The following is a 22,457-nucleotide window of genomic DNA, read 5'->3' as shown; positions in this document are numbered from 1 at the left end:
CAGTTTCAGTTTCCAGTTTCAGTTTCCAGTTTCAGTTTCCAGTTTCCAGTTTCCAGTTTCCAGTTTCCAGTTTCCAGTTTCCAGTTTCCAGTTTCCAGTTTCCAGTTTCCAGTTTCCAGTTTTTTAAGTAAAACCCGGTAAAGTTAGCGGGACGGGTTATCCGTAGCATTCGCTACGGACGCAAAAAATTGATAGGCTGTGCCTACCGGGCGGGACCTACCCCGCATTTCATACGAGGCTAAGTGTTGGGTAGGGGGAAAGACGACTCCGCTTTAGTTTTGCCAAGTTAAACTCAATAAAGATAGCGGGGCGGGTTGTCCGTAGCATTTGCTACGGACTTTTTAATTGGTAGGCTGTGCCTACCGGTTTAGTGTTTTAAAAGAGTGAGTTGATGCTTGCTGGAAGGGTGGATTGAGAGGTAGAAGCGAGCTTGCCTCGAGTACTAACTTCCCAAAGCAAAATGTTTTCTGGGAAGAAGCTAAAACCGTGGAATAGAGAGCGGCAAAAACTGAAAACTCCAAACCGAAAACTCTAAACTCTACGCTGAATTTCGTACCTTTGCGGCTCGAAACAAGTTCTTTGACTAATCGCTTTTACCGAATATGCTGAATCGGAGGACGTTGCGAATCAAGGCCATGCAAACACTTTATGCATTGTATCAGGCTGAACGTTCCAACTACCAACTAGCCCAGGATTTCATCGTTGAAACCCTGCAACCCGACCTCAATTCCATGGAACGTCAGGACCCCGAACGCTTTGAAGGCCTTCGGAAACTGGCCCTGATGCAACTGGAGGAGTCGGTTACCAAAAAAGATACCGAAGAAGAAATTCCGCTGATGGCCCGTCAGGTGGCTACGGAAGCTCTGAATTATTACCGGCAGAAAACCCAGCAGGACCGCCTTCGCTTCGTACGCGATGCGACAGCAGATATTGAACGCATTTATGATCAGTATCTGATGATTTTGCTGCTCTTACTGGAGTTGGCCGAAGAAGCTCAATTGTATCAGGAACGCCGCTATCTGGACGAAGGCCTGAATACGAGTGTACTGGCGAGTAACCAATTTATTCATGCGCTGCGGGATATGCCTACGTTTGAAAACGAAGTCATCCGCCGGAACTTGAAATGGACGGAAGAAGACCGGGTACAATACATCCGCCCCTTCTTTAAGGACATTCGGCAGGATGCTACGTTCCAGCAATACTGCCAGCGTAACCAGCATACGCCCGCCGAAGATGCCGACCTCGTAATGCACCTGTTAAAGCAACTGGTGTTTAAGAACGAGATGATTAAGACGGTATTCGATGAGCAAAATCTGTACTGGAGCGAAGACAAAGACATTCTGCGTAGCCTAACGACGAAGACGGTAAAGTCTTATCAGGACGGCGATGTTCGCCTGCAAACGCTCTTACCCGGCGGCGAAGATGATATTAAGTTTTTTAAGGAATTACTGCGGCATACGCTCGACAATGAAGAACGTTTCATGCAGTTCATCGTTGATCAGGTAACCAACTGGGACTCCGAACGGATCGCCCTGACGGACCGGATTCTACTGATGATGGCTCTGGCAGAAATGATTTACTTCCCTGGCATTCCGGTAAAGGTCACCATCAACGAATTTATTGAAGTAGCCAAGGATTACTCGACGCCCCGCAGTGGACAATTCCTGAACGGGGTACTCGATACGCTTTCAGCGAAACTTCGCGAAGATGGTACCATTCGGAAGAGTGGTCGTGGTTTGATCGATAATCGTTAGAAAAAGTTTTCGCGGGCCTATTCTACATTTCCCTTACTTTTACAGAAGTGAAAGGTTGGAAAAAAAGAAGACTTCTTGATTATCAATCTTCGAAGGCCAGGAACACTAATTTGACGAATGGTTAAACCCGGTCAAATGGGGAGTTTCGAAAACAAAAACGTATCGAATGTACTTTTTAGAGCATTCGAATCTTTATAGAAAAACCATGAAAAAATCAACCCTTACTTTATTAGGCTTTTTGGCCGGTACGGCGGTTGGGGCTTCGGTAGGAATTCTGTATGCTCCCGACAGTGGTGAGAATACACGCGATCGCCTGGGGTACCGTCTTTCAAAATATCGTGAGCACTTGCAACAGCTTATTGCTGACTTGATGGCTCAAAGTGACTTGCCCGAAAGTCTGGCGAAGACCGAAGGAAAAAAAGTAGTAGACGAAGCTCGCGAGAAAGCTGAACGCCTGCTGGCGGATGTAGAATCACTCATGGGCCAGATTAAAGGACACTAAGCTAATTGTTGTTTACCGTTCCCCGGTGGAGATTTTTTAGCGAAAAACTCTACCGGGAAACGGTAAACCCCCCTTCCGATGAAAAGCAAGTTTGTAGTAGGTCTGCTGTGCTGGGGTTTACTGTTTTCCTGCAATACGGGAAAGCAAGAAACGACTACGACGGATGACCCTACCAAATTCCCCATTCTGAAGTTCGATCAGCCCGAAGTTGATTTGGGCAAAGTAACGGAAGGCGATACGCTGCTACACCGCTTTGCGTTTAAAAATACGGGTAATGCTCCGTTGGTCATTCAGTCCGCTTCGGCTTCCTGTGGCTGTACGGTTCCCGTGATTCCACTCAAACCCATCGCTCCGGGTGATACGTCGAGTTTGCTGGTGAAATTCAACAGCAAAAACAAAGTAGGAGCCAACACCAAGACCGTAACGGTCGTGTCGAATACCAAACCCGAAACCACAACGGTGGCGTTCCGGGTGGAAGTACTCGAAACAGCTACGCATTAACATCCCCTTGTTCTCGAATCCTAAATCTTAAACCTAGTTATGATGCTCTTACAAGCACCCGCCAGTGGCTCCAACTGGATGCAACTCGTTCTGATGGGCGGTATTTTCGTTGTCATGTATTTCTTCATGATTCGGCCCCAGCAGAAAAAGGCGAAGGATCAGCAGAAATTCATCACAGAACTGAAAGAAGGCGATTCCGTTGTCACCATTGGTGGCTTACACGGAAAAATCGTGGAGACTACCGAGAAAACCGTGACGCTCGACGTGGGCCGCGGGATGCGTTTAGTTTTTGATAAAACGGCCATTTCCCGCGACAGTTCCATTCGTTTGGGACAATAATCGGACGCTGTGTACCCATGCTTCCACAGGGAACGTAATTTTATACGTCTCTAGCCAATAGTATGAAGCATGATTACTCACAGTTAACCGATCAATAGGTATTGATCATTGAAAGTATGAAACCTGACTGGAAAGTCGCGAGTCTCTGTTTGGTAGGGGCTCTGCTTTTCTGGTTGATGAATGCTCTTAACAAAGAGGGATATTCAGCCCGATTAGCGTATCCGTTACAAGTAGCCTACGATGATTCATTGTACGTGCCTACTTCTCCGCTTCCGCGGCAAATTCAGGCCAATATTACGGGCAATGGATGGGATTTACTCTGGCGTACCTTGTCGTTAGGCAATCAGCCAATTACGTACGCTATTACGAATCCTCTGCATACTAAGTTTATTAATACGGCTTCCCTGACTAATTTGCTGTCGGACCAATTGAAAGAAACGCAGGTAAATTACATTATAGCGGATTCGCTGGATGTCAGTTTTGAGCGACGGGTGGTGAAAACCGTAAAATTACAGGCCGATACCAGTGGCGTACGTTTTCCCAGACATTTCGTAATCTCAACGGTCATTAACGTAATTCCACAAAGCATTACGGTGGAAGGCCCTGAGTCGGCGATGCGGGAGGTGCCCAATACGATTCTGATTCCACTCCCCAAAAAAATTTCGGGAGATTATGACGAACGTTTGGCTATTCCTTACGTGAATGCACCGAATGTAAATGCAACGGCGAAGCAGGTAAATATCAGTTTTGAAATCGCTGAATTACTGAGTCCGCCACCCGGAAGTAAATAACGTAATTGTTTTATAGAACGCGACTCCTATACCGATTGGAGTCGCGTTTTTCTATTTCTAGCTATGAGTAAGGTCATTGGGATCACGGGAGGGATTGGTTCGGGCAAGAGCCTGATTGCCCGTATTTTTTCTACACTCGGCATTCCGGTATACGAAGCTGACGACCGGGCCAAACGGCTCATGAATACGGATTTGGAGTTACGTCAGCAATTGGAGGAATTACTCGGGAAAGAAGCCTATACTACTGAGGGAATCTATAACCGAAGTTGGGTAGCTGGACAAGTGTTTCATAATCCGGAACTTTTACAGAAACTTAATGCCCTGGTGCATCCCCGAGTCCGGCAGGATGGAATCGACTGGGCTGCTCGCTACCCCGAGGCTCCGTACCTAATCTATGAAGCCGCCATTATGAAAGCAGCGGGACAGGGGAATAATTTTAAGAAAGTCATTGTCGTAGAAGCTCCACTCGATTTACGTATTCAACGGGTACGCCAACGTGACCAGCGTTCGGAAGCAGCCATTCGGGACATTATTGCCCGTCAGGCCTCTGAAGAAGAGCTACAGCAAATCGCTGATTATGTGATTCACAACGACGAAAAAACACCCTTGATTGATCAGGTATTGAAGCTCGATCAGGAATTAAGACGCTTGTAGTAGGCCACGCTTAGGCAGAGTTATTGGCCGGTCGAGTGGCAAACGCTGAGAGAATCGGTATAGCTCCGGCCCCAGACTCGTAACCCCAAAGGGGTTGCACTTCATTAGCCCCGTATGCAAGGCGGGGTACGTCCCCGCCCGGTAGGCACAGCCTACCAACGTTTGCATCCGTAGCATTCGCTACGGACAACCTGTCCCGCTCACCTTATCGAATTTCTAAAGTGAATTCGGAATGGAAGACGGAATTAAAAACTTCAGGAGGGTGAATACAGGTTCGGAAACTTGCACCAGTTGCTGGTTTCTCCACTTCAACCGGGCACGCAACCCCGAAGGGGTTCCATGTAAATAGCCCCGTATGCAATGCGGGGATTGAGAACAGATATACTGATACAGGTTCACAAACCTGCACCAGTTGCGTCTTCAATCGAATGCCCTAATCCCCAGGGAGTTCTACAGAATTAACTCCGTATGCCATGCGAAGGCCACAGTAACGGCTAAATCATCCCCCGAGCCTTCACTTCCAGATACTTGTTAATGGTATTGACTGTCAGTTTCTCCGGCGGCGTAAGGATCGATTGAATGCCATACTGCTGCAACTCCCGCATGATTTGCTGCTTTTCGTAAAAGAACTTCTCTGCGATGGTTTTCAGGTAAATCTCTTCCGTAGTATGGGCCGGGGCGTTTAGTAAGGCCCGTAATTCCGTGTTTTCGAAAAAGATAACAATCAACAGATGATCCTTGGCCAGCCGACGCAGGTAAGGTAAGACGCGTTGCAGAGCATTAACCGTCTCGAAATTGGTAAACAGTATCAGTAAACTTCGCTGACGAATCTGGTTTTTCACCTGCACGTACAGGGATTCGTAGTCCGTTTCCAGAAAGCGGGTCTTTTGCCGATACAGTAATTCCATGATACGTTGCAACTGTCCCGGCTTCCGATCCGCGGCTACCCAGGGACCCCGCTGGTCCGAAAAGGTGAGTACCCCGGCCTTATCCTGCTTGAGCAAGGCAATGTTACTCATCACCAGTGTTGCGTTAATGGCGTAGTCAAGCAAACTCAAGCCATCGAAGGGACTTCGCATGACGCGACCTTTATCAATCAAACAGTACACAGCCTGTGATTTTTCTTCCTGATAGGCATTCACCATCAGTTCATTCCGCCGGGCCGTCGCCCGCCAGTTAACAGAGCGGACCTCATCACCCGAAACGTACGGACGGATTTGTTCAAACTCCTGGCTCATTCCCACCCGCCGAATTTTCTTGATACCCAAATCCGTCAGGCGACTGGAGATAGCCATGAACTCGTACTGCTTCATTTGCAGAAACGACGGGTACACGGCCACCTGCTGATCCTGCGAGAACCGATACCGACGTTTCAGCAGCCGTAGCGGGCTTTGAACGTACACATTAACGGCCCCGAAGTCGTACTCGCCGCGTTGCACGGGCCGTAGCTCGTAGCGGATAATCTGCTCTGTCGCTGGAGTAAGCATCGTTTTGAAGAGCACATCCCGTTTTTGAAACTGTGCGGGGATTTCATCAATAATTTCGAGCGATACCGGAAATTTGTAGTGGTTTTCCAGAAAGATGGAAACGGGATTGGCATCACCATTGGAAAGGCGGTCTGCTACGTCCCGGCGAGCGAAAAAAGCTTTCGCTCTTGGATACAGCAACAGGCCGTCAAAAACAGCTCCGACTACAAAAACGAAAAAGAGTACCTGAATCAGTCCAAACAGCCAGGGGACCATAAAGGAAAGCAGAAACAGGAAAATGATTCCGATCAGTACCGTAAAGAATAGTCGGGAGAGGTATAGCGAACGAATAAAATGCACGGGATCAAGCGTCGGTTTAGTCGATTCTATCAAAGATAGACAGGACATCCGTACCGACAAAAATCCACCGGTTCCGGATAAAAAAAGCTCTGGTCCTTAAACCAGAGCTTTTGTAGTTACTGCAACTTGGCAATCTCTGCCCGTACAAAATTCATCAGACTGGCAATATGTTCTTTGGAGAAATCGAACGGTATGTTAGCCGCCGCGTAAATCTCGCCCATGGGGCGGGTATACCCGAGCTTAAGGGCGTTGAGGTAACCTTCCAGCCCCTTTTGCGGATTTTCCTTGAAATTTTTCCAGACTCCAATGGCACCTAGTTGAGCGATACCGTATTCGATGTAGTAGAACGGCACTTCGTAAATGTGCAACTGCCGTTGCCACTGATACGCTTTGAAACGTTCCAGGCCACTCCAATCGGTGATGCTGTCGGTAAACCGCTTATAAATCTGCAACCAGGCTGCATTCCGTTCTTCGACGCTATGGGTAGGATTTTCGTACAACCAATGCTGAAAAGCATCGACCGTAGCCACCCAGGGCAGCGTTTCGATGATGTCTTCGAGGTGTTCCAGTTTCGCCCGACGCAGGTCTTCCGGGTTCGGGAAAAAGACGTCCCAATGGTCCATGGTGATCAGCTCCATACTCATGGAAGCCAGTTCCGCCACTTCACTCGGCACATTCCGGAAACTATTCAACGCCAGATCCCGCGTGACGATGCTGTGGACGGCGTGGCCCCCTTCGTGCAGAATCGTCACCATATCCCGCAGATTCGACGTCGCATTCATAAAAATGAAAGGGACACCCGATTCTTCCAGGGGATAATTGTAGCCACCCGGAGCCTTACCCTTCCGCGATTCCAGGTCGAAGCGACCCATCGTACGCATCACACGGAGGTAACCGCCCAACGCAGGATCGAGGCGGTCGAATACTTCAATGGTTTTGGTGAGCAAATCTTCGCCACTCGTAAAAGGTTTCAGCGGCGGCTGGCCCGAAGGGTCCACCAACTTATCCCAGGGGCGTAATTCTGTTAGCTGCAAGGCCTGTTTACGATCCTTCGACAGCTCGTTCAATACGGGTACAACGGTGCTGGCAATGGCCTCGTGGAAGTGAAAACAGTCTTCCACCGTATAGTCAAAACGGCCCATTGCGGCGAACATATAGTCACGGTAGTTCGCGAAACCGGCATTTTGAGCCAGTTGATGCCGTAAATCCCGAAGCTGATTGAGTAAGGTGTCGAGGGCTTCGTGATCCTGATAACGCCGCTCCCAGATGGCCCGCCAGGCTTCCTCGCGGATGGTACGGTCAGTCTGCATCAGTCGGTCACCCGCTTTTTGCAGGGTCATTTCCTCACCATCGAGCGTAACCGTCATAGCTCCGGCGATGTTACCGTACTGGCTTTGCAGGGCTTGCTGCTGCGTAAACAAGGGGACGTTTTCCGTACGGAAGATTTCGATTTGCCGACGAATAGCCCGTAAGGTTACAAAATATCCTTCATCGGTTAATTCATCCACGTACGGACTCGCCAGGGCTTTCTGGTCCAGCTGATTCGCAAATTCCGTCCATTGCGGCTGAATGTGTTCGTTGAATACCGTGAACGCTTCCACGTACGCCTCATTGGCCGTATCAGTCGTCATGCGGATGTACCGCCAGGCAAAGTTTTCGGAAAGGTAGCTTTCCAGTTCAGACCGGTCCTGAAACCACTGCCGTAATTCATCGGCATTGAGGACCAGACGGTCGCGGAGTTCTTCAAAAAAGGGCTGCACACTCGCCCAATCACTTAATTCGTAGGCCGCCGGAAGAAATAGCCGGGGGCGTTGTACAAGCGTTTCTGCCATAATGAAAGTCGTTCGTCACCCAAAAATAAGCCTGTGAGAATCGGGCGTTTAACACCCCTGACAGGCGAAATGTTTCCATAAAAAAAGGAATGAAACTCCTTCGTTAATTTCGTTTTCTCCCTGCTAAAGCAAACGCCTGCGAATGCAACTCAGGGTTCAATTCATTCTAAATTTTGCACTCAAGCTACACTTTACAACAGGAAATTCGGCTAAAAAATCCTTTTCTTTGAAAAACATAAACCTCTAGCTGAATCTCAATGCCTCTACTGCTCACCTTTCTGGCTATAGTTCTCCTCATTATTCTCATTGCGTACGTACGACTGGATACCTTTCTGGCTTTTCTGATTATCTGTATCGGTCTGGGTCTGGCCAGTGGTATGGAAGTCGCCGCCGTAGGCCAGGCCATCCGAAAGGGAATCGGTGATACGCTTGGCGACCTGGTACTAATCGTAGGCTTTGGGGCCATGCTCGGTAAACTGGTGGCCGAAAGCGGTGCAGCCCAGCGGATTACCGATGCACTGGTACTAGTGTTTGGTACTAAAAACTTACCCTGGGGCATGGCTCTGGCGGGTTTCGTCATTGGCATTCCGCTGTTCTATAATGCTGGTTTCGTCATTGTTTTTCCTTTGATCGTGGCCGTTTCGGTATCGGCCCGCGTACCCATTCTAACGGTGGGTATTCCCATGCTTTCGGCCTTATCGGTGGCTCACGGGTATCTGCCACCCCATCCTTCGCCAGCAGCCATTGCCGGACGTTTTAATGCGGATTTGGGAAAGGTACTGCTCTACGGAATTGCGATTGCCATTCCCGCCATCGCGATTGCCGGACCCATTTTTGGGCGGACCCTTCGTCAGTACAGCCCCACGCTTGATCCGGATTTGTTATCGGTAAAGAAACTTCCTGCCGATCAATTGCCTAGTCTGGGTCTTAGTCTGTTTACCGCTTTATTACCAGTGATTTTACTGGCTATTACGACCATTTTTAAGCCTTATTTACCGCCTAATCCGGTCATTCAGCTCATCAGCGAACCGTACTTTGGTATGTTTCTTTCAGTACTGGTCGCCATGTACACGCTGGGGCTGGCTCGGGGTCAGTCCATGAAAATGGTAACCAAGCAGTTGGAAGAAGCTTTCAAGGGTTGCTCGCCAATCTTATTAGTGGTGGCCGGAGCCTCGGCCCTGAAGGAAATCATGCAGTCAGCGGGCATTAGTACCTTTCTGGGGCAGCAGCTACAGCAATTGCCCGTCTCTCCGCTCGTACTGGGTTGGGCCATGGCGGGCCTCATTCGGATCTGTGTGGGTTCGGCTACGGTAGCGGGTCTGACGGCCGTTGGCATCATTGCCCCCCTGCTGGCGGCCCGTCCGGAGGTTTCGCCCGAACTGATGGTACTATCCATTGGGGCCGGCAGTCTGATGTGCTCGCACTTCAACGACGGTGGTTTTTGGCTGTACAAAGAATATTTTAATCTGAGTATTAAAGACACGCTGAAGACCTGGACGGTCATGGAAACCATGGTTTCTGTCATTGGTCTGATGGGGGTTCTGATTATCAATGCTTTTATCTAAGATTTACATTAACGACAAGAAATTTCCATGACTGAAGATTGGTTCACGCTCCATCATCCTGACCTGGTTCCTTCACCCGGTATTGTATTTTATCAGGATCGGATTCGCCGGAATATTGCCATCATGGTGGCGATTGCCGGAAGTCCGGAGCGACTCATACCGCATACTAAAACCCATAAAACCATTGAAATCCTGAAGTTGCAACTGGAGGTAGGGATTACGAAATTTAAAGTTTCGACCATTGCCGAAGCCGAAATGGCCGCAATGGCCGGAGCCCCCTGGGTGTTGCTGGCGTATCCGGTGGTGGGACCGAATGTAGCCCGCTGGCACCAGCTGATGCAGCAGTATCCGGAAACGAGCTTCCAGGCTTTAGTCGATAACCCGATTACAGCTCACGCGATCCATACCTATTTTGGGGAGGAAAAAGCTCCGGTTTTTATCGATGTAAACAATGGTATGGATCGGACCGGGGTAGAAGTAGAAAATCTACAAAGCCTGATCGACTATGTGCATACGCTGCCCAATCTGGAGCTGAAAGGTCTGCACATTTACGACGGCCATATCCGTAATACCGATTTTGAAGAACGGAAGGAAGTTGTAGACGCCGCCTATCAACGCGTGATTGATGCCATTCAGGTCGATGAAAACTGGATGATCATTGCCGGAGGCACGCCCTCTTTTACAGTACACGCCCTGCGGCCGGGTACTTACCTGAGTCCGGGTACCTGTCTACTGTGGGATTGGGGTTACGATGATTTGCTGGAAGAACAGCCATTCGAATGGGCCGCTTTGCTGATAACGCGGGTCGTATCGAAACCTGCGGAAGGTCTAGTTACCATCGACTTAGGGCACAAGGCGGTAGCGGCTGAAAATCCAGTCAACCGACGGGTGAAGTTTCTTAATTTGGCGGAGTATGAATTACTCAGTCAGAGTGAAGAACATGGCGTAGTGCGAGTCAGTAGCTGGGAATCCATCGAAGTAGGCGATCTACTCTACGGCGTGCCGTATCACATTTGCCCGACCGTAGCCCTGCACGAAACGGCAACCGTCGTGGAAAATGGGGAAGTCTTAGACGAGTGGGCCATCGTATCGCGAAAGCGGAAAATTACCATTTAAGTACAAAACAATGTACTCAATAGGAAGCGGTTGAGCCTTGGCTTGACCGCTTTTTTATTTCTACACTAGTAAGAAAACATTTGGCTCTGAATCCTTGATAATCAGTGTTTCAGGAAATTTTAATTTCTTTACCAGAACCCAACGTCTGTTTTTAGACTTATTTGTCCGGTTTTTTTTAGAAGCTACCGTACTGTTTTCTGGAGCTTCCGGGTTCCGTAAATTCATTGAACTATGCAAAAAAGAGCATTAGGAAAATCGAACATTGAAGTAGCACCGCTGGCCTTTGGCGGAAACGTATTTGGCTGGACCATCGACGAAACGACTTCATTTGAAATACTCGACGCTTTTGTAGCGGCTGGCTTTAATTTTATTGATACGGCCGATGTGTATTCTCGGTGGGTACCGGGCAACATTGGCGGTGAATCGGAGACGATTCTGGGCAAATGGATGAAGCAACGCAACAATCGCGAGCAGATCATTCTAGCCACTAAAATCGGAGCTGACAACGGCAAAGGTCATCCGGACGTTTCAAAAGCCTACATCTTAAAAGGTGTGGAAGACTCCCTGCGTCGCTTGCAAACGGAGTACATTGACCTTTATCAGACGCACTACGACAACGAAAGTACGCCCGTCGAAGAAACGCTCGAAGCATACGATCAACTGGTGAAAGCGGGCAAGGTACGCATCATCGGTACGTCGAACATGAGTCCCGAACGACTGAAAGCTTCGCTGCAGGCCAGTGAAAAAAACGGGTATCCCCGGTACGAAACGCTGCAACCCAATTATAGTCTGGTAGAGCGGAAAGAATACGAAGAAATTTATGAGCCGATTGTACGGGAGCATCAACTCAGTACGATTAACTATTATTCCTTGGCCAGTGGATTTCTCACGGGTAAATACCGTTCTGAGGCTGACTTAGCGAAAAGTCAACGCGGTCAGGGCGTGAAGAAATACCTCAACGAACAGGGACTAGGAATTTTAAAGGCCCTGGATGAAGTGGCGGAAGAATACAAAGTCACACCCGCTAGTGTAGCCCTGGCCTGGCTGATGGCCCGGCCTTCCATAGGGGCTCCGATTGCCAGTGCTACGAGTTTGAATCAATTACAGTCGTTCATCCAGGCAGCAGAATTATCGCTCAGTACGGAGGCGATCGAAAAGCTGGATCAGGCGAGTGACTGGAAGTAGGGTTAAATATGAAGACTGCCTTTTGACAGCAAGAATACGACTTCCCGGAGGTGCTACACGTTCGGGAAGTTTCATTTTAAGCGTAGTTTATTTGGTAAAGGTATAGGCCCAGTAAATCAGAACGCCCTGTAGGGGCAGTCGAGCCCAGAGAATCCAGGCGGGGATATTAGTGAACTTTCCGGAAGTCGCCATATACCAGTTGGCTGGGAATACCGCAATCAGCAGGAGAATGATGCCCCAGGCCGCCCAGGTACGAAGGGAAGGCACCAACAAAGCCAGGCCCAGTACCAGTTCAGCAACGCCGCTTAAGTACACCATAGTCAGTGGAGCGGGAATGGAAGGAGGCATGATTCGCAGATACGTCTGCGGACGTACGAAGTGCAGAATACCCGCAACAACGTAGAGCAAAGACATCAGGTAGAGGCTCATGCCGTTCTTCCTAAAAGATTGGGTCCAGCATAAAGTCAACGGGATTTCCGTCTAAAAACCTGATAGTTGTACCCCGCCTCCAAAGCTCGGTTTCGCAGGTGACTGACCGAAAGCTGTACGGCATTTACTACGGACTGATACTGTAAGCCCGTACGTTCGGAAATTTCTTCAATTGAAAAGCCTTCGTGGTAACGCAGCTCCATGACCTGACGCTTCCGTCGGGGCAGGCTGTTGAGCGACTGCCGCGTAAAGCGTTGCCAGGAATTTTCGGCTTCGCGTTCAATCAACCCACTTTCGGGGCAACTTTCCGTAATCAGATCAAAGGCGTCCGTTTCCTGACTTAGGGAAATATGATTGGCGGGTAGGAGCTTTAAAATCTGATTTCGAAGCGAAAATTTCAGATAAGGCGTCAGCGGAGCATGGCGATTGAGGTTTTGCCGATGTTGCCAGATCCACAGAAATAAATCCTGGAGTGCATCTTCAACCATCGCCGAATCCGCAAAGCGTCGCAAAGCCCAGGATCGTAACGGGCGGTACTGACGGCGGTACAGGATGCCCCACGCTTCACAATCGCCGTCCAGTAAGGCATTCCAGAGTTGTTGATCAGAAACCACGGTAGAGGTTAGGTTTTGCTCGTTTTACTGAACAAAATTCAACATTGTTTGAATGCACTACTTACCCGCACTTAACTTCAATTGATACTATATTTGCATAACTTATACTTGGTTTAAATCAGTTCTGAAAACGCAGCATCATGAAACCCGTTTATCACCGGTTTAATTTCGAAGGAAGGGCCTCGTTTGGGATGCGGCAGGTCGTAGAGCCGTTTTTCTACAATCGCTGGCATTACCACCCGGAACTGGAAATTACCTGGGTACAACAGGGGAGTGGTACGCGGCTCGTAGGTGACCACGTGGAGGCCTTTGAAGCGGGTGAACTGATTATACTAGGTGCTAACTTACCTCATCTGTGGCGTTCCGATGAAGCCTACTTTAAATCGGATAATACGGAGCTATGTAGTTCGCTTTCCATTCATTTCGCCGAAAATTTTGCTGGTAAAGAATTCAATACTTTACCCGAGACGAAGCCCCTACGCGATCTGTTCCTGAAAGCCGAACGTGGGCTGAAAGTGACGAGGAGCGACGCAACAGGCCGTACAAAAACGGATGCAGGATTGTGCCACTGGCGATGATCTGTACCGGCTGGTAGGCCTGCTGGATATTTTACGCCTGCTAGCGGATTCGAAAGATTTGGTTCCCTTGGCTAGTATCGGCTACGGTGTACCGAACGATTTGCTGGATACCGAACGGCTGGCCAAAGTATACCATTACACCTTTACCCATTTTGCCAGTAAGATTACACTGGAAGACATTGCCGCCGAAGCCGCCCTCAACCCACCTTCCTTCTGTCGGTATTTTAAAAGTCGCATGCGAAAAACCTATACCGAGTTTCTGGCGGAGGTACGCATTGGGCAGGCTTGTAAATTACTGATTTCCAGTGACTGGCCCGTGGCTCAGGTTTGTTACGAAAGTGGATATGCCAACTTCTCGCATTTCAATCGGCATTTCAAACGTATTACGGGTTATACGCCCATTGAGTATCGCCGGGCCTATCAGAAAGCATAAATAAAGCCGCACCCCTTGCGAAGTACGGCTTTGTGGCAATAAACAATGATGTTATATAACTGATTTGCTTCGCTTAAGGTTTGATTAACCCTGCTGAAGAATTCTATTTAGTTTCTACTCCCTCGTGAACGCATACCGCCGCCGCCGCCACCCGGTTGTGGTTGAGCAGGAACCTGCTGGGGCATCGCGTTTTCTCTACCTCTGGAAAAGCCACCACCCTGGCCTTCGGGCGACGATTGTCGCATGCCTCCTCCCCAGGAACGACCTTCCGAGGGGTTAGCCGAAGGACTACTCATAGGAGATTGCCGATTACTCCGGAAGTCGGGGAATGATTCCCGGTTTGGAGCACTCCGTTCGGGGCGACTGCCACCAAAAGGATTGGATTCGCGAGTGGGCTGGTTATTCGGCATGGTAGTACGACCGGAGTTCCAGGGGTTACTGGCTTCACGATCAGGTCGACTGCCGCCGAATGGATTAGACTCGCGACTAGGCTGAGGATTCGGGCCGGCCGTACGATCAGAATTCCAGGGATTACTGCTTTCGCGGTTAGGTCGGCCATTTCCGAAGGAATTATTAGGGTCCGCTGCACGATTACCGTTACGATTGGCATTCCAGGGATTGGTACCGTCTTCCGGATTGGCTCCCGTTTCCCGTCTCGGACGATTATTCGCGTCGAACGAAGCATTATAATCGGAATTGCCGCGACGATAAACGTTAGGATTCGAGTGGTCCGGAGTCGGCCGGGAATCGTTAGTATTAGAGTTTCCGTTGTTCCAGTTCCCCGGACGACTATCCGAATTTCTCCCTGGGTTGTTGCCATTCCACTGGCCCTGATTTCGGTCAAAGCGATCATTCCGGCCGCTCATGCTACTCCGATCGTAGAAACCAGCCCGACGACCGAAATCATCCGCCCGACGAACCGCCACGTCACGACCCGTAGCTCGCTGAATGTCATAGGCTCGGGGCCCGGCAGCGTAGGAGCGGTTGTTGTACCGATAGACGTTGTTAATGATCGTCGTATTATGATAGATGTTTACCACCTGCGTACGGGGTACGCAATAGCTGTAAATCCGAGGGCTTGAAATGTACCGTTGCGGTACGAACGTCCAGTAGTTCCAGGGCAGGTTAATGTTAACGCTGATGTTCATACCCGGTCCGAGCGGAGCCCAGCCGTAGTACCCGCCTCCATTCCGCCAACCTACCCAGGCCGGTCCCCATTCGTAATCGGGAACCCAGACCCAACCCCGGTAGGGGTCCATTTGCCAGCGACCGTAGTGGAAAGGAGCCCAGCCCCAGGGATAATCCGATACCCAAGTATTTCCGTATTCGGTCATTTCCCAGTGTCCGGCCGTACCATAGGGCTGAAAGTCGGGACCCGCATTAGGCACCCAGACCTGACCGTACTGCGGATTCTGAATCCATTCACCGTACGGTGACAATTCATTATAGAAAGTCGCAAAGGAAATGCTTACGCCAGGCTGGGCGGCTAGGCGGCCTACGCCAGCAAAAACGAAGCAGATCAGAGCGAAAATACGGATTGTTTTCATGGCTGGTGTGAATCGAGTCGATTCATTTAAAGCACTAAAATTGAACATTTTATGTGTAAAAAACTACCTAAAAAATGTTAAATTCTGTGCTGTTTTTGTAACTGAAGCTTGGATCAGTTGGGCGGGGCCGGGTTTAGTACGGGCGAAGAAATTAATGGTTTTTAACAAATCAAGGGCTTATGACTTCATGAAAAGACCTTCTGGAACTTTAATGATATTGTATGAAGTATCTACTTATAAAAATTGAAGTCATTTACCAAATCTAAACCGCTTGCTGGCCTAGGCAATGGACTGGCTAACCATTGAGCAATGGGAAAATATCCCACTGTACATACAGCATTTGAAAATACTCCCGATATTTCCGCTATCTATTCAGATGATTTCTAGACCTATGAAAAAAGCCTTACTCTTCCTGGGCAGCCTGTTGCTGGCCAGTAGTCTGTTCGCTCAGAAAACGCCCGAATCCAAATCAGGCTGGATGCTCGGAGCCCAGTCCTATTCGTTCCGGCTCTTTCCTTTCGCCGAAGCCCTGCGAAAAATTGATAGTTGCGGTCTGAAATACGTCGAAGCTTTTCCCTCGCAGCAAATTGGCGGAGGGGTGACGGGCACCATGAACTTCACGATGGACGCGACTACGCGGCAGGCGGTGAAAAAAATGCTCAAGGATCGAGGGCTTACGCTGGTAGCGTATGGTGTAGTTCGGGCCAAAGACGAAGCCGAATGGAAAGCCCTGTTCGAGTTTGCCAAAGAAATGGGCATTCGGAACATCAATTCCGAGCCGGACGTGAAGCAAATGCCGTACATCGGTAAACTGGCCCAGGAATACAAAATCAACGTGGCCTTGCACAATCACCCCAAACCTTCCCACTACTGGCATCCTGATTCCGTACTGGCCGTGATTGGAAATAACCCGTACCTGGGTTCCTGCTCGGATATTGGGCACTGGGTACGCTCAGGTTTGAATCCGGTAGCGTGTTTGAAACAACTCGAAGGACGCGTATTGGGCATGCACTTTAAGGATTTGGAAGAAAAAGCTCCAAAGACGCACGATGTCGTTTGGGGAACCGGCGTTTGTGATATCCCAGCCGTCATTGCTGAAATGAAACGCCAGAAATTCAAAGGTCCTATTTCGGCAGAATATGAATACCATTGGGAAAATAACGCTCCCGAAATTGCCGAAAGCGTCAAAAACTTCCGGATGATCTATACGAAGGGAAGTATAAAGTAATGGTAAGTTGACCTAAGAACAGTTTGACTGTCACAAAAAAGGGTTTTGGAAAAGCTTCCAAAACCCTTTTTCTATAGGCTGTGGCATGAAAGGTATAAGTGCCCTCTCAAACCTATTTAGCGGGCTAATCTAATCAGCCGCCTGCTGTTTCATAAACGTTTCGGTAGCCTTGTCGCCCTTCCGGATAAACGGACGAATGATCAGACGCGTACCGCGTTCGTAGGTAAAGAAACGGTACAGCCAGTTGCTCAATACGACCAGTTTGTTACGGAAACCAATCAGGTAGTAAATGTGGACGAACAACCAGGCAAACCAGGCAATGATACCTCCCAGGGTGATTTTACCCGGCAGATCCGCAACAGCACGAGCCCGGCCAATAATGGCCAGCGAACCTTTGTCGAAGTAGCTGAACGGTTGTAATTCCTGTCCAGCCAGCAGGCGTTTCAGGTTTTTAGCCAGGTGTTGACCCTGCTGAATCGCGGGTTGAGCCACACCGGGGTGACCATTCGGATACTTATCCGATTTCATCATCGCGATATCACCGATGGCGAAAATATCCGTGTACCCTTCAATCTGATTGAACAGGTTCACAGGGTACCGACCGCCCCGTTGGATGATTTCCTGAGGAATACCGGGCAGTGTAGCACCCGCTACCCCAGCAGCCCATACGAGCGTCTGCGTCTGGATTTGTTCGCCTCCTTTAAAGGTTACGACTTCGCCGTCGTAGGATTCTACGAGCGTTTTCGTTTTCACGATAACCCCCATTTTCTCCAGGTACGCCTGCGTTTTCTTACTGGATTCGGGCGACATCGGCGGCAGTACGCGGTCGAGGCCTTCCACCAGATAGATATTCATTTTGGTGAAGTCCATACCGGGATAATCACCGGGCAGTACGTGCTTCCGCATTTCGGCTAAAGCACCCGCCGTTTCTACACCCGTGGGACCACCGCCTACGATAACGATGTTCAGCAAACTCTGCCGCAGAGCCGCGTTCGTAGTCATATTCGCCTTTTCAAAACACTGCAGAATTTGGCTACGCAGGTTCAGGGCATCGGTAATTTTCTTTAATGGAAACGAGTTCTGCTTGATCTGGTCGTTACCGAAAAAGTTCGATTTCGTACCCGTAGCAATGATCAGGTAATCATAGCTGAGGTCACCAATCAGCGTACTGATCGTTTTCGTGGCTGGATTAACACTCGTTACGCGTACCGGACGGAAATGAAAGTCTTCGTAATCTTCATCGAACATCTTCCGAAGCGGTTCGGCGATCGCATCCGCTTCCAGACCAGCCGTAGCCACCTGGTACAGCAGCGGCCAGAACCCGTGATAGTTCTGTTTATCCAGCATAACCACCTGGAACTGCTTCCCCGGAAGCTTTTGAGCCAGGTTAATTCCTCCAAAACCGCCCCCGATGATGACCACGCGGGGTTTTGTGGTTTCTGGAATATTTAGCGAAAGATCTTTTAAATCAAGCATTTGACAAGTCGATGAACAAACGTTCTCTTCCAAAAAAACCGAACCAGATTTACATCGTAAATCCATGCGGAACGAATGGTCTCTGAAAACGTTTAAGAGTTAATGGTTTAAAAATGGGAAAAAGAGCATTCTAACATGCTTGATTCGTATTCTTACTCATTGTTATTCAAAAAAGGACTGATCGAATTTTAGTACAAAAATCAGTTTCTTCTTTCTAAAGAACAAAAAATTTTATACTACGTTCAGGATCAGGTTCATTTAATAGCTTATAGTGCCAATTGTACTAAAATTGGCATCTAGTTGAAATCGGAATAATGCAAAAAAATCATGAGCAAGTCTATTAAGCTTAGTATCCTGGATCAGTCGCCCGTGCGGAAGGGCGGCTCTGCCCGCGATGCCTTACAACAGACCATTACGGTAGCCCGACAGGCTGATCAGTGGGGATATACCCGTTTCTGGGTTTCGGAACACCATAATGCCGCTGCCATTGCCGGTTCAGCACCGGAAGTGCTGATGGTAAAACTGGCGGACGAAACGCAGCAAATCCGGATCGGCTCCGGTGGCGTGATGCTGCCGAATCATAGTGCCCTGAAAGTAGCCGAAAACTTCCGTTTGCTTGAATCACTGTTTCCTGGACGCATCGACCTGGGGATGGGCCGTGCTCCGGGTGGAGACCGGATTTCGTCCGCGTTGCTCAATCCGTCGAACGATTTCAGTGAACAAAGTTACCGTCAACAGCTCGATTATCTGCAAACTTTCTTTACGGATTCCGCCGGAACGCAATATGGTCCCGTTTTGGCCGTACCGCAGGCCGATACAATTCCGGCCCAGTGGATTCTGAGTTCGAGTGGGGGAAGTAGTCAGCTGGCCGCTGAATATGGGATGGGTCTGGCCGTAGCCCGGTTTATCAACGGACAGGTTTCACCCCGAATCGTGGAGGCCTATAAGCGGGATTTCCGACCATCTGAATTCATGCCCGAGCCCTCGGCCTTACTGGCTTTGTTCGTGATCTGTGCGGATACGGAAGAAAAAGCCCAGCAACTGCGAAAAGTACTGGAATACCGCTTGATTCAAATGGACAAGGGACGTTTTGAAGGGGTAGATGACTACGAAACGATTAAAGATTACGAGTTTACATTAGCCGAAGAAGACCGACTCCGCTTTTTCCACGCCGACCGTATCGTTTCGGGTACGCCCGAGCAGGTAAAGGAGGAGCTTACGCAGTTGGCGAATGAATATGAGGTCGATGAAATTATGGCTTCCACCATGACGTATCATTTTGAAGATCGGCTTCGATCCTTTGAGCTATTAGCTCAAGCCTTCAGCACGACGGTGGTGACGAATCATCAGTTGTTTTAGTAGGGTTTGTAGTTAATGATAGGAGGAGTAACGTTGTATTTTCTGGAATAAAATGAATTTCGTTCCACAGGTATAGTTGGCTAGTAGCGTATTTCTACTCCATGGCAAAGAAAGTGTTGCTCTTTTAGAGTTCCGTAATTTACCTAGACTGAGTTTGGACTCGTATACAAGGCTGACTAGTAGCACCTAAGCCTTCCAGGCTGGACCTCTCCACGCCTAACCATTCCATGTAGGCGACCGCCTGCTTTAGTTCACCGCATTGCTGCTGTCGAAGGTCGTTCAGTTGCCCTATGTAATGGCTAGCTTACCAGCGGGAGAGGTTTTATCATCTTCTAACAATTTATCAGTTGTTGGTTTACAGTTGTTAAACTACAGTCGAATACCTTCATGGTCGACTTAAAACCAGGCCCCGTCCTATCGCGAAAAGCCACCTTCCATTCCATGGGGGCCATTCCATGGTGGCTTCCTCAGCAAGGCGGTGGCCTGGAGCAAGAGGAAGTGAGTGGCGTTCGCGATATGGACTAAAAGATCAGCTGTCTCAGCGGGACGAAAGACATCCCTATCACAGCAAAAAAATAAATCATCATTAAACCTTACCTGTCCGTGTACTTTTAGTTAAGAAAAAACTTCATCTTCTTGATTTAAGATAATAAGTTACTGATTATCAGGGAATAATTTTTTTGGCGTTCGGTGCTTCCACGTAACACAACCGATCGATCTTATGAATGTTCATTCCTGTATCCCTGTGCTGGTTTTGTCCGCCCTGCTGCTGGCTTGCGGAGGTAAGAATACTCCTTCCAATGTGGAGACGCCGGGCAAGGAGAAAACGACCAAAGACAAAGTGCTTGAAGCCGGAGCCGATCTTCTGCAAAACAAACGTCCCCTGAAGGCTCTGGACATGTATCTAGATGGATTTCATTTTTACAACGGGGACATGAAGGGACAAATGGAAGCTCACCACTACTGTCGGCAAATCAACAATGACTGTATTCAATGCGTCATTTTCGACGGAAACGGAGCCGATGCGAAGATTATGGGGGTGGAATATATTGTCTCCGAGCAGGTCTTTAAAACCCTTCCCGCCGACGAGCGTAAGCTCTGGCACAGTCACCACCACGAAGTAAAATCAGGTACGCTCATTGCCCCGGGCATTCCGGAAGTAGCCGAACACGAACTCATGGAAAAACTGGTGAGTACCTACGGCAAGACGTTCCACACCTGGCATACCGACAAAGATCTGGTATTGCCGATGGGGCATCCGATGGTGATGATGGGATTCACGCAGGAGGGGCAGTTGCAGGATAGTTTAGTAGCGGCCCGCGACAAACGTTTTGGTATTTCAACGGCTGAAAAGAAAGAGAACCGGGCGGATATTCCTACGCCCGCTATTCAGGCGGGAGCGAATGCCTGGGAAAAAGGCGAAATCCGTCAGTTGAAGGTAACGGATGACTACAAGGGTGTACTATCCCATCACCATCTGAACTAGTCATAATTTGTAATCTTCCCGAAAGATCTTACGCTTTCGGGAAGATACAGGCAAGCCCATTAAGCCTTTCGGGCAGCGATCAGGCCATATTCCATCTGGGTAGGAATCTGCGTTGGTAAGGGCTGTAACCCGGCCTGCTCAAACCAGTTGCGGTGTTCCTGTCGGCTATAAATGCGACCCTTGGTACCCCAGAACAACGCGGCTCCGTAGTCGGTAGCGGGCTTGGGGCCATCGAGCGTGTCGTTCAAAAACGTATCGTGTACCCACAATTCACCACCGGGGCGAAGGGCCGTCGCAAAGCGTTGAGCCAGTTCCTGACACGTTTGCGTCGGCCAGTCGTGAAAAAGACTCGCGGCCAGTAATAGATCCGTTTGGGGTAAAACATCCGTCAGCATATCGCCCGCCTGAAACTGGATACGGGTGCGGATCGTCTGATCACCCGTATGAGCAATGAATTCTTCCAGCAGTTCTCTGGCTACTTCCAGTACCTGGGGTCGGTCAAAAAGCGTAGCCGTTGCTGAGGGATTGCGGTGTAGCCATTCGTACGTGTAGAAGCCCGTACCACCGGCTACGTCAAGGAGATGACCTTCGATGCGGGGGAGGTGTTCGGCCACGATCGGGGAAAGTTTACGAGCCCGTCCGGCCAAGCCTAGCGTGAACAGCCGGGCCGTTTCGGGTTCATCCATGGGCGATGGAGCGTCGGCATCCATGACGTACGAAAAGCCTTCAGAGGCATCCAGCGGGCCATCGTTTTGCAGACGCGTCACCATTTCCAGTACACCCGGGTCCTCTTTTTCCAGACCCACGTAACCAATCAGATTTTGCGGTGTTTTTCGGGACAGGTACTGGCCCAGTTCCGACGGATAGAGTTTGCCTTCGGCCGTTTGCGTGAGAACTTCCATCGCACAAAGGCTCGGAATAAGGACGTGAGCGGGACGCTCGCTGAGTTGAAGCCGGGTTTGTAATTCCGTAAAAGAAAGCGGTCCCTGTTCAAAATGTTCGAATACACTCAGGTGATTCACGGCGGCTACGAGCAGTCGCGAACCGTACATGGCCCGCAGGTGACGGGTAATCGGAGCCAGATCAAGGGTTGGTTGCATAGGTTTAGAAAGCCAGAAAATAGTTAGAAAAGTAAATCGTATACAAACCTACGGAATCCCCGCAGTTCCCTCAAAGTTGAAAGGCCTTGCAACGCAGGATTCGTTGCCTGCGTATTCATTATCGAACACTCCAATACAAACC

The 22,457-nt window shown here is 49.4% G+C and carries 22 protein-coding genes; 15 read left to right on the top strand and 7 right to left on the bottom strand.

Annotated features, from left to right (window positions below):
* Window positions 1-635 precede the first annotated feature (635 nt).
* The 6 genes from nusB to coaE all read left to right on the top strand — a co-directional run bounded on the left by nusB (window position 636) and on the right by coaE (window position 4,541).
* A complete protein-coding gene (nusB, locus tag BWI97_RS01055; RefSeq protein ID WP_158242654.1) occupies window positions 636-1,754 on the top strand; it encodes a transcription antitermination factor NusB in 1,119 nt (372 codons plus the stop codon).
* Between the two features lie 205 nt (window positions 1,755-1,959).
* Window positions 1,960-2,256 carry a YtxH domain-containing protein gene (locus BWI97_RS01050; protein ID WP_094811334.1) on the top strand — a complete coding sequence of 99 codons (297 nt, stop codon included), beginning with the start codon at window positions 1,960-1,962 and terminating at the stop codon, window positions 2,254-2,256.
* A gap of 78 nt (window positions 2,257-2,334) precedes the next feature.
* A complete protein-coding gene (locus BWI97_RS01045; RefSeq protein ID WP_102199717.1) occupies window positions 2,335-2,757 on the top strand; it encodes a DUF1573 domain-containing protein in 423 nt (140 codons plus the stop codon).
* Between the two features lie 39 nt (window positions 2,758-2,796).
* The gene (gene yajC, locus BWI97_RS01040) at window positions 2,797-3,096 is read left to right on the top strand and encodes a preprotein translocase subunit YajC (RefSeq protein WP_094811328.1); all 300 of its coding nucleotides are present in this window, start codon (window positions 2,797-2,799) and stop codon (window positions 3,094-3,096) included.
* A 116-nt stretch (window positions 3,097-3,212) separates the two neighbouring features.
* Entirely contained in the window at window positions 3,213-3,887 is a 675-nt protein-coding gene (locus tag BWI97_RS01035) for a hypothetical protein (protein ID WP_146010834.1), read from the top strand.
* A gap of 63 nt (window positions 3,888-3,950) precedes the next feature.
* Window positions 3,951-4,541 carry a dephospho-CoA kinase gene (coaE, locus tag BWI97_RS01030; protein ID WP_102199715.1) on the top strand — a complete coding sequence of 197 codons (591 nt, stop codon included), beginning with the start codon at window positions 3,951-3,953 and terminating at the stop codon, window positions 4,539-4,541.
* A gap of 494 nt (window positions 4,542-5,035) precedes the next feature.
* Here the strand turns inward: coaE and BWI97_RS01025 are convergent, their stop codons facing one another.
* A complete protein-coding gene (locus BWI97_RS01025; RefSeq protein ID WP_102199714.1) occupies window positions 5,036-6,367 on the bottom strand; it encodes a DUF58 domain-containing protein in 1,332 nt (443 codons plus the stop codon).
* A gap of 116 nt (window positions 6,368-6,483) precedes the next feature.
* Window positions 6,484-8,199 (bottom strand): M3 family oligoendopeptidase, encoded by a 1,716-nt coding sequence (locus tag BWI97_RS01020; RefSeq protein ID WP_102199713.1) that lies wholly within the window; start codon window positions 8,197-8,199, stop codon window positions 6,484-6,486.
* Between the two features lie 257 nt (window positions 8,200-8,456).
* On the opposite strand from BWI97_RS01020, the gene BWI97_RS01015 reads away from it, so the two are divergent.
* From BWI97_RS01015 to BWI97_RS01005, 3 genes are all read left to right on the top strand, one after another.
* Window positions 8,457-9,764 (top strand): gluconate:H+ symporter, encoded by a 1,308-nt coding sequence (locus BWI97_RS01015; RefSeq protein ID WP_094811318.1) that lies wholly within the window; start codon window positions 8,457-8,459, stop codon window positions 9,762-9,764.
* A gap of 27 nt (window positions 9,765-9,791) precedes the next feature.
* Entirely contained in the window at window positions 9,792-10,880 is a 1,089-nt protein-coding gene (locus BWI97_RS01010; RefSeq protein WP_102199712.1) for a D-TA family PLP-dependent enzyme, read from the top strand.
* Between the two features lie 231 nt (window positions 10,881-11,111).
* Window positions 11,112-12,065, top strand: coding sequence for an aldo/keto reductase (locus tag BWI97_RS01005; RefSeq protein ID WP_102199711.1), 954 nt, complete (start codon window positions 11,112-11,114; stop codon window positions 12,063-12,065).
* Window positions 12,066-12,152: 87 nt separating this feature from the next.
* On the opposite strand, the gene BWI97_RS01000 is transcribed toward BWI97_RS01005, so the two are convergent.
* Window positions 12,153-12,494 (bottom strand): MauE/DoxX family redox-associated membrane protein, encoded by a 342-nt coding sequence (locus BWI97_RS01000; RefSeq protein WP_102199710.1) that lies wholly within the window; start codon window positions 12,492-12,494, stop codon window positions 12,153-12,155.
* A gap of 35 nt (window positions 12,495-12,529) precedes the next feature.
* Window positions 12,530-13,108 (bottom strand): RNA polymerase sigma factor, encoded by a 579-nt coding sequence (locus BWI97_RS00995; RefSeq protein ID WP_094811309.1) that lies wholly within the window; start codon window positions 13,106-13,108, stop codon window positions 12,530-12,532.
* Between the two features lie 140 nt (window positions 13,109-13,248).
* Here BWI97_RS00995 and BWI97_RS00990 point away from each other — a divergent pair, with 140 nt between their 5' ends.
* Together BWI97_RS00990 and BWI97_RS00985 are read left to right on the top strand one after the other, a co-directional pair.
* Complete coding sequence (locus tag BWI97_RS00990; RefSeq protein WP_102199709.1) at window positions 13,249-13,686, top strand: cupin domain-containing protein; 438 nt, start codon at window positions 13,249-13,251, stop codon at window positions 13,684-13,686.
* Window positions 13,661-14,119 carry an AraC family transcriptional regulator gene (locus BWI97_RS00985; RefSeq protein ID WP_102199708.1) on the top strand — a complete coding sequence of 153 codons (459 nt, stop codon included), beginning with the start codon at window positions 13,661-13,663 and terminating at the stop codon, window positions 14,117-14,119. Before BWI97_RS00990 ends, BWI97_RS00985 begins: the two co-directional genes overlap by 26 nt.
* 107 nt (window positions 14,120-14,226) lie before the next feature.
* Here BWI97_RS00985 and BWI97_RS00980 read toward each other — a convergent pair whose 3' ends face one another.
* The gene (locus BWI97_RS00980) at window positions 14,227-15,666 is read right to left on the bottom strand and encodes a DUF6600 domain-containing protein (RefSeq protein ID WP_102199707.1); all 1,440 of its coding nucleotides are present in this window, start codon (window positions 15,664-15,666) and stop codon (window positions 14,227-14,229) included.
* Between the two features lie 391 nt (window positions 15,667-16,057).
* On the opposite strand from BWI97_RS00980, the gene BWI97_RS00970 reads away from it, so the two are divergent.
* Window positions 16,058-16,894, top strand: a complete 837-nt coding sequence (locus BWI97_RS00970) for a sugar phosphate isomerase/epimerase (protein WP_102199705.1) — start codon at window positions 16,058-16,060, stop codon at window positions 16,892-16,894.
* Between the two features lie 129 nt (window positions 16,895-17,023).
* Here the strand turns inward: BWI97_RS00970 and BWI97_RS00965 are convergent, their stop codons facing one another.
* The gene (locus BWI97_RS00965) at window positions 17,024-18,370 is read right to left on the bottom strand and encodes an NAD(P)/FAD-dependent oxidoreductase (protein WP_094811298.1); all 1,347 of its coding nucleotides are present in this window, start codon (window positions 18,368-18,370) and stop codon (window positions 17,024-17,026) included.
* A 327-nt stretch (window positions 18,371-18,697) separates the two neighbouring features.
* On the opposite strand from BWI97_RS00965, the gene BWI97_RS00960 reads away from it, so the two are divergent.
* From BWI97_RS00960 to BWI97_RS00955, 3 genes are all read left to right on the top strand, one after another.
* Complete coding sequence (locus BWI97_RS00960) at window positions 18,698-19,729, top strand: LLM class flavin-dependent oxidoreductase (RefSeq protein ID WP_102199704.1); 1,032 nt, start codon at window positions 18,698-18,700, stop codon at window positions 19,727-19,729.
* 387 nt (window positions 19,730-20,116) lie between these two features.
* Window positions 20,117-20,254 carry a hypothetical protein gene (locus BWI97_RS27575; protein ID WP_158242653.1) on the top strand — a complete coding sequence of 46 codons (138 nt, stop codon included), beginning with the start codon at window positions 20,117-20,119 and terminating at the stop codon, window positions 20,252-20,254.
* A gap of 196 nt (window positions 20,255-20,450) precedes the next feature.
* Entirely contained in the window at window positions 20,451-21,215 is a 765-nt protein-coding gene (locus BWI97_RS00955) for an OBAP family protein (RefSeq protein WP_102199703.1), read from the top strand.
* A gap of 59 nt (window positions 21,216-21,274) precedes the next feature.
* Here the strand turns inward: BWI97_RS00955 and BWI97_RS00950 are convergent, their stop codons facing one another.
* Window positions 21,275-22,315, bottom strand: coding sequence for a methyltransferase (locus BWI97_RS00950; protein WP_102199702.1), 1,041 nt, complete (start codon window positions 22,313-22,315; stop codon window positions 21,275-21,277).
* Window positions 22,316-22,457 lie beyond the last annotated feature (142 nt).

It is taken from the genome of Siphonobacter sp. BAB-5405, assembly GCF_002872335.1.
Lineage (GTDB): Bacteria > Bacteroidota > Bacteroidia > Cytophagales > Spirosomataceae > Siphonobacter.
Note: the sequence above shows the minus strand (reverse complement) of the source record. Positions and strands in the feature narration are given on the sequence as shown.

Coding starts and splice junctions, on each gene's coding strand:
- BWI97_RS00985 (WP_102199708.1), top strand. CDS start 13,661: ATGCAGGATTGTGCCACTGGCGATGATCTGTACCGGCTGGTAGGCCTG.
- coaE (WP_102199715.1), top strand. CDS start 3,951: ATGAGTAAGGTCATTGGGATCACGGGAGGGATTGGTTCGGGCAAGAGC.
- BWI97_RS01045 (WP_102199717.1), top strand. CDS start 2,335: ATGAAAAGCAAGTTTGTAGTAGGTCTGCTGTGCTGGGGTTTACTGTTT.
- BWI97_RS01005 (WP_102199711.1), top strand. CDS start 11,112: ATGCAAAAAAGAGCATTAGGAAAATCGAACATTGAAGTAGCACCGCTG.
- BWI97_RS01050 (WP_094811334.1), top strand. CDS start 1,960: ATGAAAAAATCAACCCTTACTTTATTAGGCTTTTTGGCCGGTACGGCG.
- BWI97_RS00950 (WP_102199702.1), bottom strand. CDS start 22,315: ATGCAACCAACCCTTGATCTGGCTCCGATTACCCGTCACCTGCGGGCC.
- BWI97_RS01010 (WP_102199712.1), top strand. CDS start 9,792: ATGACTGAAGATTGGTTCACGCTCCATCATCCTGACCTGGTTCCTTCA.
- BWI97_RS00980 (WP_102199707.1), bottom strand. CDS start 15,666: ATGAAAACAATCCGTATTTTCGCTCTGATCTGCTTCGTTTTTGCTGGC.
- BWI97_RS01035 (WP_146010834.1), top strand. CDS start 3,213: ATGAAACCTGACTGGAAAGTCGCGAGTCTCTGTTTGGTAGGGGCTCTG.
- BWI97_RS00955 (WP_102199703.1), top strand. CDS start 20,451: ATGAATGTTCATTCCTGTATCCCTGTGCTGGTTTTGTCCGCCCTGCTG.
- BWI97_RS00965 (WP_094811298.1), bottom strand. CDS start 18,370: ATGCTTGATTTAAAAGATCTTTCGCTAAATATTCCAGAAACCACAAAA.
- BWI97_RS27575 (WP_158242653.1), top strand. CDS start 20,117: ATGGTCGACTTAAAACCAGGCCCCGTCCTATCGCGAAAAGCCACCTTC.
- yajC (WP_094811328.1), top strand. CDS start 2,797: ATGATGCTCTTACAAGCACCCGCCAGTGGCTCCAACTGGATGCAACTC.
- BWI97_RS00970 (WP_102199705.1), top strand. CDS start 16,058: ATGAAAAAAGCCTTACTCTTCCTGGGCAGCCTGTTGCTGGCCAGTAGT.
- BWI97_RS01000 (WP_102199710.1), bottom strand. CDS start 12,494: ATGAGCCTCTACCTGATGTCTTTGCTCTACGTTGTTGCGGGTATTCTG.
- BWI97_RS01020 (WP_102199713.1), bottom strand. CDS start 8,199: ATGGCAGAAACGCTTGTACAACGCCCCCGGCTATTTCTTCCGGCGGCC.
- BWI97_RS01015 (WP_094811318.1), top strand. CDS start 8,457: ATGCCTCTACTGCTCACCTTTCTGGCTATAGTTCTCCTCATTATTCTC.
- BWI97_RS00990 (WP_102199709.1), top strand. CDS start 13,249: ATGAAACCCGTTTATCACCGGTTTAATTTCGAAGGAAGGGCCTCGTTT.
- nusB (WP_158242654.1), top strand. CDS start 636: ATGCAAACACTTTATGCATTGTATCAGGCTGAACGTTCCAACTACCAA.
- BWI97_RS00960 (WP_102199704.1), top strand. CDS start 18,698: ATGAGCAAGTCTATTAAGCTTAGTATCCTGGATCAGTCGCCCGTGCGG.